The sequence below is a fragment of the Anaeromicrobium sediminis genome (assembly GCF_002270055.1).
GTDB lineage: Bacteria > Bacillota > Clostridia > Peptostreptococcales > Thermotaleaceae > Anaeromicrobium > Anaeromicrobium sediminis.
The window spans coordinates 50,611-68,482 of the sequence record NZ_NIBG01000023.1 but is presented as its reverse complement, the minus strand read 5'-3'; the positions used below and the strand labels follow the sequence as shown (position 1 = coordinate 68,482).

The following is a 17,872-nucleotide window of genomic DNA, read 5'->3' as shown; positions in this document are numbered from 1 at the left end:
AAGCTAAAAAATCCTTTTTAAGTGGCACTTTGATAGGGGGAATTGTAATATTTCTTATAACTATCCTGTGTGTTTTAGTATTGGGACATGATATGACAGCACGAAATGCATTTCCTAGCTATGCGCTTGCTAAAAAGGTAAGCTTAGGAAACATTATACAAAGAATCGAAGCAATTATAGCCATCATATGGTTCATTACCATCTTTTATAAGATGATTCTGCATTTTTATGGAGCTGTTTTAGGTCTTGCTCAAATCTTAAATTTAAAGGATTATCGTCCACTTGCTCTACCCTTGGGTATGATTCTAGTGGCTCTTTCCCTAGTAGTATTTCCAGATACCGTTTATTCTGGTATATGGAACAGTACAACTTGGCTACCCTATGTCTTAACCTATGGTTTTTTTCTACCACTACTGTTACTTATAGTATCTTTATTTCAAAAACCAAAAAAGAAAATTAATATTTTCAAATAAAAGTAAGGAGAACAATATGTTAGACAATTGGAAAATAAGTCCTCGTCAATTTAAAATATTAGTAATCATGTGTTTTGTTGGTACTTCTGTCCTGTTCACTCCAGGAGGCCTAGCCACAGATGCTAAACAAGATGCTTGGCTAGCTGCTATAGTAGGTACTATATTAGGATTATTATTAGTATTCCTTTACAATGCTATAGGAAATCACTTTTCCCATATGACATTAATAGAATACACAGAGAAGGTACTAGGTAAATGGCTGGGAAAAACACTTTCTCTTTTATTTGTTTCTTATTTATTCATAAATTGTGCAATGGTTTTATGGTCTGTGGGAGATTTCATAACGACCCAAATAATACCAGAGACTCCTATTCAGTATACCATTATGATTTTTTCAGTTATTATTGTTATGGGAACACGCCTAGGCTTAGAAACTTTTGCACGATCAGCAGAGCTTTTATACCCTTTTTTCATTGGACTTCTCATAATTTTAGTGATTTTTATCTTACCTGACATAGAATTTAAAAATATACAGCCAGTCTTTGAATATGGCATGAAACCCATACTAAAGGGAGGTTTATCATATGCGAGTTATACTTCTCTTACACTTATTGCCCTTATGATGATTTTTCCTGCTTATGTTAATAATATAAAAGAAGCTAAAAAATCCTTTTCAAATGGCATATTACTAGGGGGAATTGTCCTACTTGTTATAACAATCCTATGCATTTTGGTACTAGGTCATGATATGACATCACGAAATGCATTTGCTAGCTATGCACTTGCTAAAAAAATAAATTTAGGAAACTTTATACAAAGAATCGAAGCAATTATAGCCATCATATGGTTTATTACCATCGTTTATAAGACAATTATATATTTTTATGGAACTATTTTAGGTCTTGGTCAAATTTTAAAATTGAAAGATTATAGGCCTCTGACTCTACCTATGGGCATGATTTTAGTAGCTCTGTCTCTAGTAGTATATCCAAATACCGTCTATGCTAGTGTATGGAACGCAACAACTTGGATATCCCATGTTCTAACCTATGGTTTTTTTCTACCTCTACTGTTACTTATAGTATCTTTATTTAAAAATAAAAAAGAAATTTAATATTTTAAAATTAAAGCAAGGAGAACAATATGTTTAACAATTGGAAAATAAGTCCTCGTCAATTTAGAATATTAGTAACCATGTGTTATATCGGTACTTCCATCCTGTTCAGTCCAGTAGGTCTAGCTGCAGACGCTAAGCAAGATGCTTGGTTAGCTGCTATAGTAGGTAATATATTAGGACTGTTATTAGTATGCATTTACAATACTGTAGGAAATTACTTTTCCAATATGACTTTAATAGAGTACACTGAGAAGGTACTAGGGAAATGGCTGGGAAAAACACTTTCTCTTTTATTTATTTCCTTTTTATTTATAAATTGTTCAATGATTTTGTGGACTGCAGGAAATTTCATAACGACCCAAATAATGCCAGAGACTCCTATTCAGTATACCAATGCGTTTTTTGCTCTTATTATTATCATAGGAACACGCCTAGGTTTAGAAACTTTCGCACGAGCAGCAGAGGTTTTATATCCTTTTGTTATTGGACTTCTCATAATCCTAGTGATTTTTATCTTGCCCGACATAGAATTTAAAAATATACAACCAGTCTTTGAATATGGAATAAAGCCTATATTAAAGGGAGGTTTATTTTATTGTACCTTTTCTTCTCTTACACTCATTACCCTTATGATGATTTTTCCTGCTTATGTTAATAACTTAAAAGAAGCTAAAAAATCCTTTTTAAGTGGTACATTAATAGGGGGCATTATAATATTCCTTATAGCTACCTTGTGTATTTTAGTATTGGGGCATGATATGACAGCACGAAATGCATTTGCCAGCTATGCACTCGCTAAAAAGATAAGTTTAGGAAACTTTATAGAAAGAATCGAAGCAATAATAGCCATTATCTGGTTCATTACCATCTTTTATAAGATAATTCTATATTTTTATGGATCTGTTATAGGTATTGCTCAAATCTTAAATTTGAAGGATTATCATTCACTCACACTACCCATGGGTATGATTTTAACGGTTCTTTCTCTAGTAGTATATCCCAGTAGTATGTATGAGGATATATGGAATGCTACAACTTGGCTACCTCATGTTCTAGCCTATGGTTTTTTTCTACCTTTACTGTTACTTATAGTATCCTTATTTCGAAAAATATAAAATCACTTCCCCTTATTTAGGAGGAGTGATTTTATTCTTTTATATAAATAATTGAATTTTTATTCTGATAAATAAAGTTCTTTTATTCTTTCAGCTGCTCTGTCATGTAGCTTATAGGATATATTCATCAGGTCATCCATATTATCCAAGCTTCCTAGAACACCCTTTTTACTATCTATAAACTCTGTTATTCCTTGAACTGCTTCATGGGTTACAGTATGTGATTTGTCTAAAAGAATACTTTTATATACTTCTTCTAATTCACTTACAACTTTAAAATTCTGATCAAGCATTCCGTCAAATATATTAGGATTTACAAGTTTCCAAATACATACCATATATTGTATCTTAACATCTTCCATATATGGTGAATTAGGATAATTCTTTAAAAATTCCTCATACTCTAAAGTTCTATCCTTCAGTTCACTAATACTTACACTAAGATATTCTTCCACAGTAGTTGATTCATCCAGATTGTCTGTCATAATATTAAGGTAATCAGCAGTCATACCATTAATATTTTCTATATAATTTTCCTTCATTATCTTATAGTCAATCACAGGGTAATAACTTCCTTCACTATTTGATAATCCATATCCCTTGTTAAATAATTTCATAATATTATTTGCAACTTTTTCGTCCTCTATATTCTCTGCTAAAATATACTTTGTCTTTCCTGCAAATGAATAACCTTCATCAAGGTCACTCTTCACCTTTTCATAGGACTTATTTATTTCATTATAAGTATGTAAGTCCTGTTCATTATAAAATTTCTCCATTTCTTTTTCTAAATTTTCTTTCTGAAGTTTTATAAGTTCATTTACCATCTTATCGACCGTATCCTTATCACTCTTACTAATATTATCATCAATGAACTTCTTCATTTTTTCAATAGTAGCTCCACTAGCTAGAATTTTTTCAAAATCCTCCGCTACTTTAATGCTTTCTTCATTATTTATAGTTTCTACCTTTGTATTTTTATCTGTGCTACTAGGCTCGACTTTGCCAGAGTTACATGCTGTTAGTATAAGCGCCAAAGAAATGAAAAGAATTCCTTTTTTTAAATGCTTCCTCATATAGTTAACCTCCATAAATTCAATCTATTAATTAATTATAATACAATTTTATTCCAGAAAAAGTTACAATTTTCTTAATAATTCACTTCAAATCAGTAATAATCCAATTTGAATTTCTACAGAAAGTAGCAATAATATGCCTATTAATTATTTAAAGAAAGTGTAACTAAGTACATACATGGAAAATAAAATGTTTATTAAAAATAATTTAATTTGGGGGATATAAAATGCATGACTGTAATCCTATTGATAAGAAAGTAAATGTTCCTCGTTATTGGTCACAACTTTCATATGCGCAAGAAAAGCGAGTCCCACCTGCCGAGGATCCTACATCTGGTTCATGGCCTACTTATTTTTTAAAAAGAGATAAATTTGGAAAGTTTATAGATGATGAGGGAAATACAATTGCCTTTGCAATACGTCAACCAGATTCATCTATAGATTTTGAAGGTAGACAGCTTGATGAAGTGAAAAAAACACTAAAATATTTGACTAAACGGCAAGAACTTATTGCTACCTATTGGGGTACAGGTCCTGCAACTAAGCAATGGACACCTATTATAGACATATTAATAGACACATACGAAATAACAGCTCCTAGGGCAGCACGTATTTTAGCTGCAACTCAAGGAGCATTGAACGATGCCTTTGCAGTAGCATGGTATTTTAAATTCCGCTGGAATATTGCGCGACCAAATCAACTTGATCAAGACTTAATTAGTTATCTTCCTACACCACTTCACGCCTCATATCCATCTGGTCATGCTACAGTAGCGGGCTGTGCACAGATTGTTTTAAGTTACTTCTTTGAATCAGAATCAGCTAGACTAAAAGAACTAGCTGATCAATGCGCCATCTCTCGTTTATATGCAGGTGTACATTTTCCAATAGACAATAGTGAAGGTTTGCGCCTTGGGCGTCAAATTGGAAAATTAGTAGTTGAACAGTTAGATAAACAATATGATAGTGATCTTTCCCACATAGATTATCCAATCCTAGAAAATCGACATGCTAAGTTACCTCCTCCTCCCTATACTCAAGTTATACAGCCTGCTGAAGAAACATCCTACAACAGATTGGATAAAATCTATGGAGTATCTATTAAGGGCAACAACTCTGAAAGTAATAAAGAATAATCCCCTGTATAGACAGGGGATTTACTTTATGTGAAAGAAACATGGTTATATTCTTAATTAAATATGATATTTTCCTCCTCTCAATAGGATATAAGTTATATAATATAGATAGTTGTATTTTTCTAAAAAGCAGAATCTATACTAAAATATCTTCTGCCTATTATGAATAATTTTAAGTGTATTGACATCTAGAGGAGTGTTCTTATGGGAAAGAAAAAAAATTTAAGTTTAACATTATTACTGATCTTATGTCTATGTGCAAATGGTGTTCTAGTTTATATGCTTTATAATGTATTAGTAGATTCTGAAATTATAGCCCATACTCCTAGTATGGAAGAAAGAGGAGAAAAATTTATCTCTCAATACTTTAACTATATAAATAAAAAGGAATGTGATAAGGCTTATAAACTCTTTAGTAAAGAATATACTGATAAAGTTACTTTAGAAGAATATACATTGGCTAAAAATTTAGAAAGTCAAATCTACTCTAATTATAAACTAATAGATTGTGACTTAGATTCAAAGGTAGAACCCTATGTTGATGAAGAGAAGGATGTACTTTACGATAGAATCCTTTCTTTTAAAATAAAAAACACTTGTGATTTTGCTATAAATAATAAGAAAAAAAAGAATGAAGTTCCTATGGATTTAGTAATGACGGAAGATAAGTTTTATATTTATGGTAAAAAATCTAATATAAAAGAAGAGATAGCTTATTATTATAGTCTTTTAGGATCTAAAGAGTTAAATCATAACAATTATGATAAATCATTAGAATATACTCTTATAGGTTTAAAATATGACCCTGAATTATCTTCCTTATATTTCATAAAGGGACAAGCTGAATACATGCTAAATAAATATTGGGACTCTATAGACTCTATGAGTATGGCTATTCCCTATTTAAGTAAAAAAGAGAATATTGCCCATGCATATGCCACAGTGGCTGGGTCCTATGCCAACATGGGAGATTTCAAGAGTGGAAAAGAATTCATAGATGTGGCAGTAAAATTAAATCCAGAAGAGGATTTTATTATAAAAATAAAGACATCAATAGATTCTATTGTGAATAAAGAGTAAGTAGGAAAATATGGTGATCTGATTAATACATTTAAATAAAAACTAGTGAGAATGATGAATTCTCACTAGTTTTTACTCATTATATCCATTACATATTCATCTATGGCTTCAGCAACCTTCTTAGAGTGCTTTACAGCTTCCACTACTGTTTTAGCACCTGTTACCACATCACCGCTGGAGAATACTCCTTCCTTAGTAGTTCTTCCACAGTCATCCACTATGACAAGGCCCTTTTTATTTACTTCTATACCTTTAGAGTTAGATACTATATTTGCCTTTGGCCCTTGGCTTATGGCTACTACTATGGAATCACACTGAAAAAAGTCTTCACTATTTGGTATGGTGACAAATTTCTTTTCTCCATCCACATCCTCGTATTTAGTTTCTTCGTATCTTACTCCCTTTGAAGTAAATTCTATTGGAGATTTAAAAAACTCAAATTCCACACCATCTAAATGTGTATATTCTATTTCATGTTCCCTTGCAGGCATGTCTTCTTTTCCCTTTCTATACATGATAGTCACGTCTGCTGATGAAGTTCTAACTATGGTTCTAGCCACATCCATAGCCACATTCCCTGCTCCTATGACGCATACTTTCTTTCCCAACCTATAGACTTCAGGATTTTTTAGATAATCTATGGCATAATGGACATTCCCAAGGGTTTCACCCTTAATCCTCATCTTATTTGGATTCCATACTCCTGTTCCTATGAATATGGCCTTATATCCATCCCTAAATAAATCTTCTAGTGTTATGACTGGACCTACTAATGTATTAGGCCTTATCTTCACTCCAGCCTCCACTAGCTTTATCTCCATTTTTTCTAGTATACTCTTAGGTAATCTAAATTCAGGAATTCCATATCTTAATACGCCTCCAATTTTGTCATGGGCTTCAAATATGGTTATATCATATCCCTTTTGTACTAATAAAAAGGCCAAGGTAATTCCAGCTGGACCTGATCCTATAATAGCCAATTTCTTATTTTCATCTATGGGATTTTCTATTTTAAGTTTGTCCAAATAGTAAAGGGATATATAATGCTCTATCTCTCCAAAATTAATTGGATAGGATTTTTTTCCTAATATACAATTCCCTTTGCATTGCTTTTCGTGGGGACATACTAAAGCGCATACTGCCGATAAGGGATTATTTTCAAATAATATTTTACCTGCATCATATATGCCCTTTTCAAACATGGTATCTATCACTTCGTTTATGGGAGTAGATACGGGACAATAGGACTTACACATGGGCTTTTTACATCTTAGACATCGTTTAGCTTCTTCTACTACATTATTCATATTTATCACACCTTTAATCATTTCCATGAAGTTTCTTTTTATTATGCCCAAGTAATTTATCTATAATCTATATGTATAAATGTAAGATAAATATATAAATTTCCTGCCCTTGAAAGGATATGGTGGCAATGATACAATATATAAATGGATTATGGATTCTTATCCATTTATTTAACAATAAATTTTCAAGTATGAAAATTGCTCAGTTAAGGAGAATGCTTCATGTATGAAAAAATATTTGATCAAGTTATCCAAAAAAAGATGGATACTTTTTTTATAAATAATTTAGCAAAGCATGGTAAAATTGAGAATTTTAGCAAAGGACAGATTATTAATCCCGGCCATGCTGATAATATTTACATTGTACTTGAAGGGGAGCTCAATCATGCCATGTACTCTAAAAATGGTGATGAAATATTTTTCTATAGAATAATCGAGGGCAATATTTTTGGAGAAATTGACTTCTTTGATGAAAATAGAGCCTTTGTTGTAAGTAAAGCTTTAACCAAAGGAAAAATATCTGTGGTAAATAGAGAAATAGTAGAATCTAAATTAAAAGAGCATCCTGAAATGTATAATTATTTTTTAGTTAGTATCGTAAAAAAATATAGAATGATTATGCTAGAATTAGCTAATTTGCAATTTAATGATTCTACTGGGAAATTGGCAGATTTTTTTGTAAGGCTCTACTATACAGAAAATGTAAATTCAAGAGCTAATATAAGTATTATATTTACTCACGAAGAGATTGCCAATAGAATAGGCCTTAATAGAATTACGGTTACTAATGGAATAAGGTTCTTTAAAGATATAAATCTTATAGATATTAAAGACAGGAAAATAATAATTAAAGATATTGATGGTCTTAAAAAACTTACTAATATACCTATAGAATAATCAGATAATATTCTGATTATTTTTTCATTTATACAAATTTGTAGTTTATACTACAGATTTTTATTTATTTTTCATATAAAATTTTATATGAAAAATAAATACTATAAAGAGGGTTGATTATGAAAATAATAAAAGAAAAAATCGAATCAAATTTTAATGAATTTATTGAGGACCTTCAAGAATTAATTAGAATACCTAGCGTTTATGAGGATGATAAAAGTTCTTATCCCTTTGGTAAAAATATTGATGCGTCCTTAAAAGCAACTTTAGCTATAGCGAAGAAACTAGGTTTTCATACCTTCTATGATCCAAATGGTTACTATGGATATGCGGACTATGGCCATGGAGATGAAATGATTGGTGTTTTAGGCCATTTAGACGTAGTTCCAGCAGGAGATTTAAAAAAATGGGATACTGATCCTTTTGATCCTGTAATTAAAGATGGTAAATTATTTGGTAGAGGAACTCAAGATGACAAAGGACCCACATTAGCAGCCATGTATGCCCTTAAATCTTTAATTGATAGTAATGTTAAAATCAACAAGAAAGTAAGATTTATATTTGGAACTGACGAAGAAAATCTTTGGAGAGGCATTAATGAGTACAATAAAAAGGAAAGAATTCCTGATTACGGATTCACTCCTGATTCAAATTTCCCATTAACCTATGCAGAAAAGGGACTTTTACAAGTGAACTTAATTGCAAAAAATGAAACTCCTATCCGTTTAAATGGAGGAGATGCATATAACTCAGTGCCTTCACAAATTTCATATGAGGCTACAGATTCAGATTCTTTGGTAGAATGTCTGGAAGAGTTAAATTTTGAGTATAAAAGAAATAATGATACAATCACTGTCATTGGAAAAAGCGTCCATGCTAAGGATTCTGAAAAAGGTATAAATGCCATATGTAGACTTTTAATTGCAATGGATAAAATGGGCTTAAAATCAAAATGTATTGATTTTATAGTTGAAAATATTTTAGAAGATGCCTTAGCCACTAAGATTTTTGGAGAATGTGAAGATGAAGTATCTGGCCATTTAAAATTTAATGTTGGAAAAATAAACATTGATGAGAATAATGAAATTTTAAATATTGATATGAGAATCCCAGTAAGTGTTGATAAAGAATTCGTTTTAAATAAGTTAAGTGAAACTGTAGAAAAATATGGTTTTGTCATTGAAGAAAATGATTATTTAAGATCCATATACACTCCTCTTGATTCTAAAATCGTAACCACATTAATGGAAGCTTATGTGGAAGTTACAGGAGATTCAAAAAATTCGCCTATTTCATCAGGTGGAGCTACTTATGCTAGGGCCATGGATAACTGTGTAGCTTTTGGGGCAACCTTTCCTTATTCTGCCCAAACTGAGCACCAGCCAAATGAGTATATCAAGTTAGATGAAATGAAAATGGCTATGGAAATTTATTCTTGTGCATTCTTGAAATTGTTGAAATAAGGCAATATCCCAGCTATTGGGACTAATAATAAATTTATGGCAAATTCATGAGATTTTTATCTTGTGGATGATTATAATTGCTACAGAAAAAACATGGAAAGAAACGGAGGAAGATAACACTATATAATAAAACAATAATCCTAGATTTTTAGAACTAATTATATTTTGGAGGTATATTATGACTACTAAAAACACAAAGAAGAAAAGAAGCTTTCCTACGGCTTATACTGTATTATTTATCGTTTTAATTTTTGCATCAATTTTAACTTATACAGTTCCAGCCGGTTCATATGCTAAGCTTTTATATGACGATGGTTCACAGATGTTTGTGGTAACATCCCCTGATGGATCTACTACAGAATACCCAGGTACACAAGCTACTTTAGATGAACTTGGAGTTAAAGTAAATATTGATAGATTTACTGATGGAAGTATTTATAAAGCAGTTGCTATCCCTGGTACTTATGAAGAACTAGAAAGTAATCCCCAGGGACCATTTGAAATTATTAAAGCACCAATTGAAGGTCTTTATGACACAGTTGATATTATTATGTTTGTATTTATTATAGGTGGTATAATAGGTGTTCTTAATAGTAGTGGTGCATTTGATGCTGGATTTGCAAGTCTTTCACGTGCAACAAAGGGTAGAGAATACTTACTTATTGTAATTATCACTTTCCTAATCTCTTTAGGAGGAACTACTTTTGGTCTTGCAGAAGAAACTATAGCACTATATCCAATCCTTGTTCCAGTTTTCATGATTGCAGGATATGATGCAATAGTATGTATAGCAGCCTTATATATGGGATCATCTATTGGTACTATGTTCTCAACAGTTAATCCATTTTCTTCTGTTATAGCATCTAATGCTGCAGGAATATCCTTTATGAATGGTATATGGTTTAGAGGTACTGGTCTTGTACTTGCTACTATTATAACAATTGTATATATAGTTAGATATGCTGAAAAGATAAAGAAAAATCCTTCTACTTCACTTATTTATGATCAAAAAGCTCAAATAGAAGAGAAATTCGTACATGTAAATAGAGAAATTCCAGAGTTTACTTCAAGACGTAAACTTATGCTTTTAGTATTCTCTCTTGCTTTTGTTGTAATGATTTGGGGAGTCTCTACTCAAGATTGGTGGTTCATGGAAATGACTACTTTATTCCTAGCAGTAGGAATAGGTATTTGTGCAATTTCAGGAATGGGTGAAAAGAAAGCAGTGGAAAACTTTGTTGCAGGTTCTGCTGACCTTGTAGGAGTTGCCTTGACAATTGGTGTTGCCCGTGCAGTAAACTTAATCATGGATAATGGATTAATCTCTGACACAATTCTTCATAGTGCAACTAATATTGTTTCTGGAATGAATGGCGGTATATTTGCCATATTAATGTTATTGATATTCTGTGTATTAGGATTCTTCATTCCTTCTTCATCAGGATTAGCAGTATTATCAATGCCTATTATGGCACCTCTTGCTGATACAGTTGGATTACCAAGAGACGTTATAGTTAGTGCATATCAATATGGACAAGGTTTAATGGCATTTATTACACCAACAGGTCTTATATTAGTTACACTTTCAATGGTAGATGTAACATATGACAGATGGTTAAAGTTCATTATGCCTCTAATGGGTATAATTGCAGGATTCTCAGCAGTTATGCTATTAGTTCAAGCATTAGTTTAGAGAACACAAGGAGGTTATCATAATGTAGAAATTATTTTCTACTATGGGATAACCTCCTTTTTATTTATATATAAACGAGGAGGATAATTACAATGGAAAGAGCTTATGAAAAATTTCTTCGATATGCAGTAGTTAATACAAAATCAGATGATAATTCAGAAAGTATACCTAGTACTGTGACTCAATTTGATTTAGCAAATATATTGGTAGAAGAGTTAAAGTCTATAGGAATAGCAGATGCTCATGTGGATGATAATTGTTATGTTATGGGGACCCTAAAGGGAAATGTGGAGAATGGACCTGTTATCGGTTTAATTGCTCATCTTGATACAAGTCCTGATTTTTCAGGTAAGGATGTTAAGCCTAATATAGTTAAAAATTATGATGGGAATGATATAGTCTTAAATGAGGAATTAGATATTGTTATGAGAGTATCAGATTTTCCTTATCTAAAAGATTATAAGGGACAAACTCTTATTACTACAGATGGGACAACATTGCTTGGAGCCGATAACAAGGCTGGAATAGCAGAAATAATCACTGTAATAGAATACTTTATTAATAATCCTGAAATTAAACATGGGGATATTAAAATCGCTTTTACTCCAGATGAAGAAATTGGCAGGGGTGCAGATAAGTTTGACGTGGAAAAATTTGGGGCTGACTTTGCTTATACTATTGATGGTGGCTTTATTGGAGAAATTGAATATGAAAACTTCAATGCGGCTTCTGCTTCTATTAAAGTACATGGTGTTAATATACATCCAGGGTCAGCAAAGTTAATGATGAAAAATTCCATATTAATAGGTACTGAATTAAGTAGACTCCTTCCAGAGTTTGAAGTTCCTCAATACACAGAGGGGTACGAAGGCTTTTTCCATCTCGATGAATTTACTGGAACCGTTGAATTAACTAAAATGGAATACATAATCAGAGATCATGATATGGATAAATTCCTTAGTAAAAAAGCTTTAATAGAGAAGGCTTGCCAATTTATAAATGACAAGTATGGTGATGGTACAGTTGAACTTGTGATTACAGACTCATATTTTAATATGAAAGAAAAAATAGTCCCAGTAATCCATATAGTTGATTCAGTAGTAAAGGCTATGGAAACTGTAGATGTAAAACCTATTGTTAAACCTATAAGAGGTGGTACTGATGGAGCAAGGTTATCTTATATGGGACTTCCAACTCCTAATATATTCACAGGTGGTTTTAACTTCCATGGTAAATTTGAAACCATATCTGTAGAAGCTATGGATAAGGCCGTAGAAACTATAGTAGAAGTTATAAAATCTTATGCTAAATAAGTGAATAATACTTTACACAAAATGACCAGGATAAACTCCTGGTTATTTTATTAAATCTAATATTATATATAAGCATAACCCATCCTTACTTATAAGGTTATATAACTAAAATGTGAATATATATTTGAATATTTTTGAAGTTTTGAAGGGTTATTTGTAATGTTGTAGAATATTTAAACAGGAGCATATTTTACAGAAAAAGGAATATAATTATCCTTAATCATAGTTTGTAACCCCTTTCCTTATAATTAAGATAATAATTATATTAAATGAAAGGTTACAGACTATTTTTATGTTAAATTTATGGAGCGGAAATATAATATGATTCTCAATAAATAGAGAACTTACACACTAAAGATTAAACTTTATTGTAAGAGGTGGAGAAGACTATGAAGTATGAAGTTACTGATATTATAGATATAGAGAAACTTGAAAAACTTATGCGTGATTTTTATGATATAACTAAAATTCCCTATGGCCTCTTAGACCTTGAAGGCAATATATTAAGTGGCATAGGATGGCAGAATTTTTGTACTAAATTCCATAGAATAAATCCAATAAGTGCAGCTAGGTGCAAAGAAAGTGATAAGTCTGTAGCAAATAGATTAGAGGCAAATAAAGAATATTATCTGTACAAATGCCCTAATGGTGTTATGGAAGCGGTTGCACCTATTATAGTTGAAGGAGAACATGTTGCTAATTTATTTTGTGGTCATTTTTTTTTAGAAGAACCTGATGAGGAATACTTTAGAAAGCAAGGAATTGAATTTGGCTATGATGTAGATGCATATCTAGAAGCATTGTCGCATGTTCCAATTATTCCCACAGATAAAATTGAAGCTAGTATAAAATATTATGCAAAATTAGCAAATATATTTTCTATTATGGGCTTAAATCAACTAAAGCAAAAGGAAGCTGAAGAAAAACTTCAAAAAAGTAATGAAACTTTAGAGAAAAAGGTGTCTGAACGTACATCGGAATTAGTTAAAGCAAATAAGAAACTTAAAGAAAATGAAGATAAATACAAGAGTCTTTTACAAATGTTGCCTTATGGTATTATTGTGCGCAATAAAGATACCATTTTGTTTGCAAATATGGTATCTGCAAAGTATCTTGAAATAGAAAATCCAGAAGACATGGTTGGAAAGAAATTATCAGATTTCATTTGTGTACATCCAAACTATGAAGAGGGCTATAAAAAATATCTAGAATTGATAGAAAAAGAAGGGGTTGTGCCTTTAATAGAAGAAAAATATATTCGTAAAAAAGATGGGAAAGTTTTAGAATTAGAGACAGTATTAACTACTATCCCTAATAATGAAGAAGACTTGTTCTTAGAGGTTTCTAGAGATATATCTGAACGGAGGAACTTAGAAAAATTAAATAAAAAGGTAGAAGAAAAGACTATTTTATTAGAACAAACTTTAGAGTACGATAGATTAAAAACAGAATTTTTCTCAAACATTTCACATGAATTAAAAACACCTATTAATGTAATATTTAGTGCATTACAAATGACTAACTCCATATTAAGAGAAGTAAAAATATCAGATGATGAGAATAAAATAGAAAAATATTTAAATATAATGAAACAAAATTGCTTTAGGTTAATGAGATTAATTAATAATTTATTGGACATTACAAAAATTGATTCAGGATACTTTAAAATAGATTTAGCAAATTGTGATATTGTAAATGTTGTTGAAAATATAACATTATCCGTTGTGGAATACATAGAAAGTACAGGAATAGAGGTTATATTTGATACCTATGTTGAAGAAAAAATAACAGCTTGTGATCCAGATAATATTGAAAGAATTATGTTAAACCTACTTTCTAATGCTGTAAAATTTACAAACCCTGGTGGAAAAATTCTTGTGGACATGATGGATAAAGGAGAAAGTATAATTATATCAGTAAAGGATACAGGGATTGGAATACCTGAAGAGAAGCGGGCTCAGATATTTGGGAGATTTATACAGGCAGATAAATCCTTATCAAGAGAGAATGAAGGAAGTGGCATAGGATTATCCTTGGTTAAAGCTCTTGTTGAATTATATGAAGGAAAGATTTTTGTTAATAGTAAAGTTGGACAAGGTTCTGAGTTTATTATCGAACTTCCAATTAAGATATTGTCCAAAGATCATGAGATAGAAAAGAATAACTATAGTGAACAAACAAATATAGAAAAAGTAAATATTGAGTTTTCGGATATATACTTATAATTAAAGAAGTATCTAGAGTTTGTTGAGTTATGAAGTAGTTTATCTATATTAATTCCTAAACAAAAAAATAAAGCTCAGAATATCTGAGCTTTCATATAAAGAGAATTTTAAGTTTTTGAGAATTTTTTAAACACTTTATACTTCATGAAATAATTACTTTTGGATCATTTCTATGGCATATGTTGCCATCTTAGAACCTAGGAATATACCCACAATTCCTACGATTCCTGATAATGTTGTTGGTGCTGGTACTTATAGATTTATGATTGTGACAAAGTCATAAACTAAATATTTTTGATTATATTTCTCATTAATACAACAAACTTTTCTCTAGCCATAGCAGAAGTTTCCATAACTTCGCTGTGGTCTAATGGTTGGTCTAATATTCCTGCAGCCATATTAGTCATGCAAGAAATACCAACTGCTTTCATTCCACTATGAACAGCAACAGTTACCTCCGGTGCAGTAGACATACCTACAGCATCTGCTCCTAATATTCTTACCATTCTAACTTCTGCTGGAGTTTCATAACTTGGACCGCTCATACAAGCGTAAACCCCTTCTCTAATTTCCATGTCTAAAGATTTAGCAATCTCTCTTACTTTACCTCTTAATTCAGAGTCATAAGCATTAGACATATCTGGGAATCTAGGTCCAAACTCAGCTAGATTCTTACCCATTAATGGATTATCTCCTGAAAGATTTAAGTGATCAGAAATAATCATTAAGTCCCCAGGCTTAAATTCTGCATTAACAGCTCCTGCAGCATTAGTAACTACTAACTTTTCCACTCCTAATAATTTCATTACTCTCACTGGGAAAGTAACTTCCTGCATAGAGTATCCTTCATAGTAATGGAAACGTCCTTGCATTGCAACAACAACTTTTCCTTCTAATTTACCAATTACTAGTTGTCCTGCATGGCCTTCTACTGTAGATACTGGGAAGTTAGGAATCTCATTATATGGATAGATTTCCTTATCCTCAATTTCGTTAGCCAATGCACCTAATCCAGATCCTAATATTAAACCAATTTTTGGTTCATACTTGGACTTTTCCTTTATGTAGTTCATACATTCTTGTAATTTTTGTTGTAAATCCATTTTACTTTCCTCCTTCATAATTTGAATAGTTTTTTAAAAAAAGGGGTCGCCTTGGATATAATATCCAAGACATGAAAGTTTAGTTATATAACTATCTATAACCTTAAAGGAATATGTAATCCCTTTATTAACTTGATTTTGAGTAATAAAAAAAGCCCCTTAGATAAATTATTTATCTAAGGGACGAATTATTTCGTGTTATCACCCTAATATACCTTTTAAAGGTGGTATAAGGCCTGCGCTGAAATAACGCTTTCATATTTCATGTTATACACATATAATATACATTTTTTTTAATTCTTTGTCAAATACAATTTATAAATATGTTTATGTCATTTTATGGATATGACCTTTTCTCCTTATATGTCCATCCATTTCTTATGTGTATTTTACTGAATTTCCATATTTTATTTCCTAATTTTTTGCATAAAAACTATTGGCTTTTCTATATTTATGCATTATAATGAATAAAGTCTCATATAATAATTGAAAGGAGCTAGGACATGGACAAATTAATAACTAATCATCAATCCTCCAATAATTTATTAAAATTTATAATACCGTCTTTAATGGGAATACTACTTTTTATGACTCCTATTTCATATAATGGAAATATTACAATTCCTATAGCCATATTATCTGGACTTGTACAAAATACATTAGGATCATTATTACCAGGAATAACTGCTACCTTAATAGTTCTTACATTCATTGGTACTATGGGAGCCAAAATATTAAAACCAAAAGCTGTAGAGAATAATGAATTTTTAAACACATTGTTTAATGTGTCTCCCCTATGGTTTAGTTCAAGAATATTAGGTGCAGTATTTGCCCTATGTACTTTATTCCAAATAGGTCCAGAATGGATCTGGTCAGGAGATACGGGAGGACTTTTATTAAATGATTTATTACCTGTATTATTTGCCGTATTCTTATTTGCAGGTTTATTTTTACCCTTATTATTAAATTTCGGGTTACTTGAATTTTTCGGATCATTATTAACTAAAATAATGCGTCCCATATTTACATTACCAGGACGTTCATCAATAGATTGTATTGCATCATGGCTTGGAGATGGAACTGTAGGTGTACTTCTTACAAGTAAGCAATATGAAGAGGGTTACTATACTCAAAGGGAAGCAGCTGTTATAGGAACTACATTTTCTGCCGTTTCCATAACCTTTAGTTTAGTAGTTATTGCTCAAGTAAATCTTCAACATTTATTTGTACCATATTACTTAACCATATTATTAGCAGGTGTAACTGCTGCAATAATTGTACCACGTATACCACCACTATCTAAAAAGCCAGATACTTACTTTGGTGGTATAAAGAAGGATGATACAGAATTAATTCCAAAGGGGTATACGACTTTTACTTGGGGCTTTAAAAAAGCTACAGAAAGGGCTTCTAAGAATGTTGATCCAACAGAATTCTTCAAATCTGGAATGAAAAATGTATTAGATTTGTGGTTAGGAGTAACACCGGTAGTTATGGCTATGGGTACATTGGCCCTTATATTCGCCACATATACACCTTTATTTACTTGGTTAGGACTTCCATTTATTCCTCTACTAAAGTTACTTCAAGTACCAGAAGCTGCTGCAGCATCGGAAACTCTAGTAGTTGGTTTTGCAGATATGTTCTTACCATCAGTTATAGCTACTAGTATAAAAAGTGATATGACAAGATTTATAGTTGCATGTGTATCTGTTACACAATTAATATATATGTCTGAAGTGGGTGGTCTTTTATTAGGATCAAAGATTCCAGTTTCAGTGAAGGATTTAATTATAATATTCATAGAGCGTACTCTTATTACGCTACCTGTTATTGTTTTCATGGCTCATATCATCTTTTAGATGATTTAAAGC

Annotated in this window: 14 protein-coding genes and 1 pseudogene; 11 read left to right on the top strand and 4 right to left on the bottom strand. The window is 31.4% G+C overall.

Annotated features, from left to right (window positions below; genetic code table 11):
• The 3 genes from CCE28_RS18265 to CCE28_RS18255 form a co-directional block, all read left to right on the top strand.
• On the top strand, nucleotides 1–473 hold a 473-nt coding region (locus CCE28_RS18265; RefSeq protein WP_176461909.1), incomplete at its 5' end, for a GerAB/ArcD/ProY family transporter.
• A gap of 16 nt (nucleotides 474–489) precedes the next feature.
• The gene (locus tag CCE28_RS18260) at nucleotides 490–1,587 is read left to right on the top strand and encodes a GerAB/ArcD/ProY family transporter (RefSeq protein ID WP_095135168.1); all 1,098 of its coding nucleotides are present in this window, start codon (nucleotides 490–492) and stop codon (nucleotides 1,585–1,587) included.
• 29 nt (nucleotides 1,588–1,616) lie between these two features.
• Nucleotides 1,617–2,705, top strand: a complete 1,089-nt coding sequence (locus CCE28_RS18255; RefSeq protein ID WP_095135167.1) for a GerAB/ArcD/ProY family transporter — start codon at nucleotides 1,617–1,619, stop codon at nucleotides 2,703–2,705.
• Nucleotides 2,706–2,764: 59 nt separating this feature from the next.
• On the opposite strand, the gene CCE28_RS18250 is transcribed toward CCE28_RS18255, so the two are convergent.
• Nucleotides 2,765–3,781 carry a hypothetical protein gene (locus tag CCE28_RS18250; protein WP_095135166.1) on the bottom strand — a complete coding sequence of 339 codons (1,017 nt, stop codon included), beginning with the start codon at nucleotides 3,779–3,781 and terminating at the stop codon, nucleotides 2,765–2,767.
• A gap of 227 nt (nucleotides 3,782–4,008) precedes the next feature.
• Here CCE28_RS18250 and CCE28_RS18245 point away from each other — a divergent pair, with 227 nt between their 5' ends.
• Both CCE28_RS18245 and CCE28_RS18240 read left to right on the top strand, forming a co-directional pair.
• A complete protein-coding gene (locus CCE28_RS18245) occupies nucleotides 4,009–4,917 on the top strand; it encodes a vanadium-dependent haloperoxidase (protein WP_095135165.1) in 909 nt (302 codons plus the stop codon).
• A 204-nt stretch (nucleotides 4,918–5,121) separates the two neighbouring features.
• Nucleotides 5,122–5,997, top strand: a complete 876-nt coding sequence (locus tag CCE28_RS18240) for a hypothetical protein (RefSeq protein WP_095135164.1) — start codon at nucleotides 5,122–5,124, stop codon at nucleotides 5,995–5,997.
• Between the two features lie 65 nt (nucleotides 5,998–6,062).
• Here the strand turns inward: CCE28_RS18240 and CCE28_RS18235 are convergent, their stop codons facing one another.
• Nucleotides 6,063–7,331: an NAD(P)-dependent oxidoreductase gene (locus CCE28_RS18235; RefSeq protein ID WP_330396886.1), complete on the bottom strand. Its 1,269-nt coding sequence runs from the start codon at nucleotides 7,329–7,331 to the stop codon at nucleotides 6,063–6,065.
• Between the two features lie 195 nt (nucleotides 7,332–7,526).
• On the opposite strand from CCE28_RS18235, the gene CCE28_RS18230 reads away from it, so the two are divergent.
• The 5 genes from CCE28_RS18230 (at nucleotide 7,527) to CCE28_RS18210 (ending at nucleotide 14,895) form a co-directional block, all read left to right on the top strand.
• A complete protein-coding gene (locus CCE28_RS18230) occupies nucleotides 7,527–8,201 on the top strand; it encodes a Crp/Fnr family transcriptional regulator (protein ID WP_095135163.1) in 675 nt (224 codons plus the stop codon).
• Between the two features lie 119 nt (nucleotides 8,202–8,320).
• Nucleotides 8,321–9,664, top strand: a complete 1,344-nt coding sequence (locus tag CCE28_RS18225) for a M20 family metallopeptidase (RefSeq protein ID WP_095135162.1) — start codon at nucleotides 8,321–8,323, stop codon at nucleotides 9,662–9,664.
• A 178-nt stretch (nucleotides 9,665–9,842) separates the two neighbouring features.
• Nucleotides 9,843–11,357: a YfcC family protein gene (locus CCE28_RS18220; protein WP_095135161.1), complete on the top strand. Its 1,515-nt coding sequence runs from the start codon at nucleotides 9,843–9,845 to the stop codon at nucleotides 11,355–11,357.
• A 92-nt stretch (nucleotides 11,358–11,449) separates the two neighbouring features.
• Complete coding sequence (pepT, locus tag CCE28_RS18215; RefSeq protein ID WP_095135160.1) at nucleotides 11,450–12,670, top strand: peptidase T; 1,221 nt, start codon at nucleotides 11,450–11,452, stop codon at nucleotides 12,668–12,670.
• Nucleotides 12,671–13,059: 389 nt separating this feature from the next.
• On the top strand, nucleotides 13,060–14,895 hold the full coding sequence (locus CCE28_RS18210; protein ID WP_095135159.1) for a PocR ligand-binding domain-containing protein: 1,836 nt from the start codon (nucleotides 13,060–13,062) through the stop codon (nucleotides 14,893–14,895).
• Nucleotides 14,896–15,048: 153 nt separating this feature from the next.
• On the opposite strand, the pseudogene CCE28_RS23050 reads toward CCE28_RS18210, so the two are convergent.
• Both CCE28_RS23050 and CCE28_RS18205 read right to left on the bottom strand, forming a co-directional pair.
• A pseudogene (locus CCE28_RS23050) lies at nucleotides 15,049–15,135 on the bottom strand (hypothetical protein); the annotation flags it as partial.
• A gap of 44 nt (nucleotides 15,136–15,179) precedes the next feature.
• Entirely contained in the window at nucleotides 15,180–15,998 is an 819-nt protein-coding gene (locus tag CCE28_RS18205; protein ID WP_095135158.1) for a purine-nucleoside phosphorylase, read from the bottom strand.
• Nucleotides 15,999–16,501: 503 nt separating this feature from the next.
• On the opposite strand from CCE28_RS18205, the gene CCE28_RS18200 reads away from it, so the two are divergent.
• The gene (locus tag CCE28_RS18200) at nucleotides 16,502–17,860 is read left to right on the top strand and encodes a YjiH family protein (RefSeq protein WP_242973022.1); all 1,359 of its coding nucleotides are present in this window, start codon (nucleotides 16,502–16,504) and stop codon (nucleotides 17,858–17,860) included.
• Nucleotides 17,861–17,872 lie beyond the last annotated feature (12 nt).

What these genes read in the sequence shown, in the direction of transcription:
- CCE28_RS18200 (WP_242973022.1), top strand. Translation starts at nt 16,502, where the DNA reads ATGGACAAATTAATAACTAATCATCAATCCTCCAATAATTTATTAAAA.
- CCE28_RS18250 (WP_095135166.1), bottom strand. Translation starts at nt 3,781, where the DNA reads ATGAGGAAGCATTTAAAAAAAGGAATTCTTTTCATTTCTTTGGCGCTT.
- CCE28_RS18235 (WP_330396886.1), bottom strand. Translation starts at nt 7,331, where the DNA reads ATGGAAATGATTAAAGGTGTGATAAATATGAATAATGTAGTAGAAGAA.
- CCE28_RS18225 (WP_095135162.1), top strand. Translation starts at nt 8,321, where the DNA reads ATGAAAATAATAAAAGAAAAAATCGAATCAAATTTTAATGAATTTATT.
- CCE28_RS18205 (WP_095135158.1), bottom strand. Translation starts at nt 15,998, where the DNA reads ATGGATTTACAACAAAAATTACAAGAATGTATGAACTACATAAAGGAA.
- CCE28_RS18210 (WP_095135159.1), top strand. Translation starts at nt 13,060, where the DNA reads ATGAAGTATGAAGTTACTGATATTATAGATATAGAGAAACTTGAAAAA.
- CCE28_RS18230 (WP_095135163.1), top strand. Translation starts at nt 7,527, where the DNA reads ATGTATGAAAAAATATTTGATCAAGTTATCCAAAAAAAGATGGATACT.
- pepT (WP_095135160.1), top strand. Translation starts at nt 11,450, where the DNA reads ATGGAAAGAGCTTATGAAAAATTTCTTCGATATGCAGTAGTTAATACA.
- CCE28_RS18220 (WP_095135161.1), top strand. Translation starts at nt 9,843, where the DNA reads ATGACTACTAAAAACACAAAGAAGAAAAGAAGCTTTCCTACGGCTTAT.
- CCE28_RS18255 (WP_095135167.1), top strand. Translation starts at nt 1,617, where the DNA reads ATGTTTAACAATTGGAAAATAAGTCCTCGTCAATTTAGAATATTAGTA.
- CCE28_RS18240 (WP_095135164.1), top strand. Translation starts at nt 5,122, where the DNA reads ATGGGAAAGAAAAAAAATTTAAGTTTAACATTATTACTGATCTTATGT.
- CCE28_RS18260 (WP_095135168.1), top strand. Translation starts at nt 490, where the DNA reads ATGTTAGACAATTGGAAAATAAGTCCTCGTCAATTTAAAATATTAGTA.
- CCE28_RS18245 (WP_095135165.1), top strand. Translation starts at nt 4,009, where the DNA reads ATGCATGACTGTAATCCTATTGATAAGAAAGTAAATGTTCCTCGTTAT.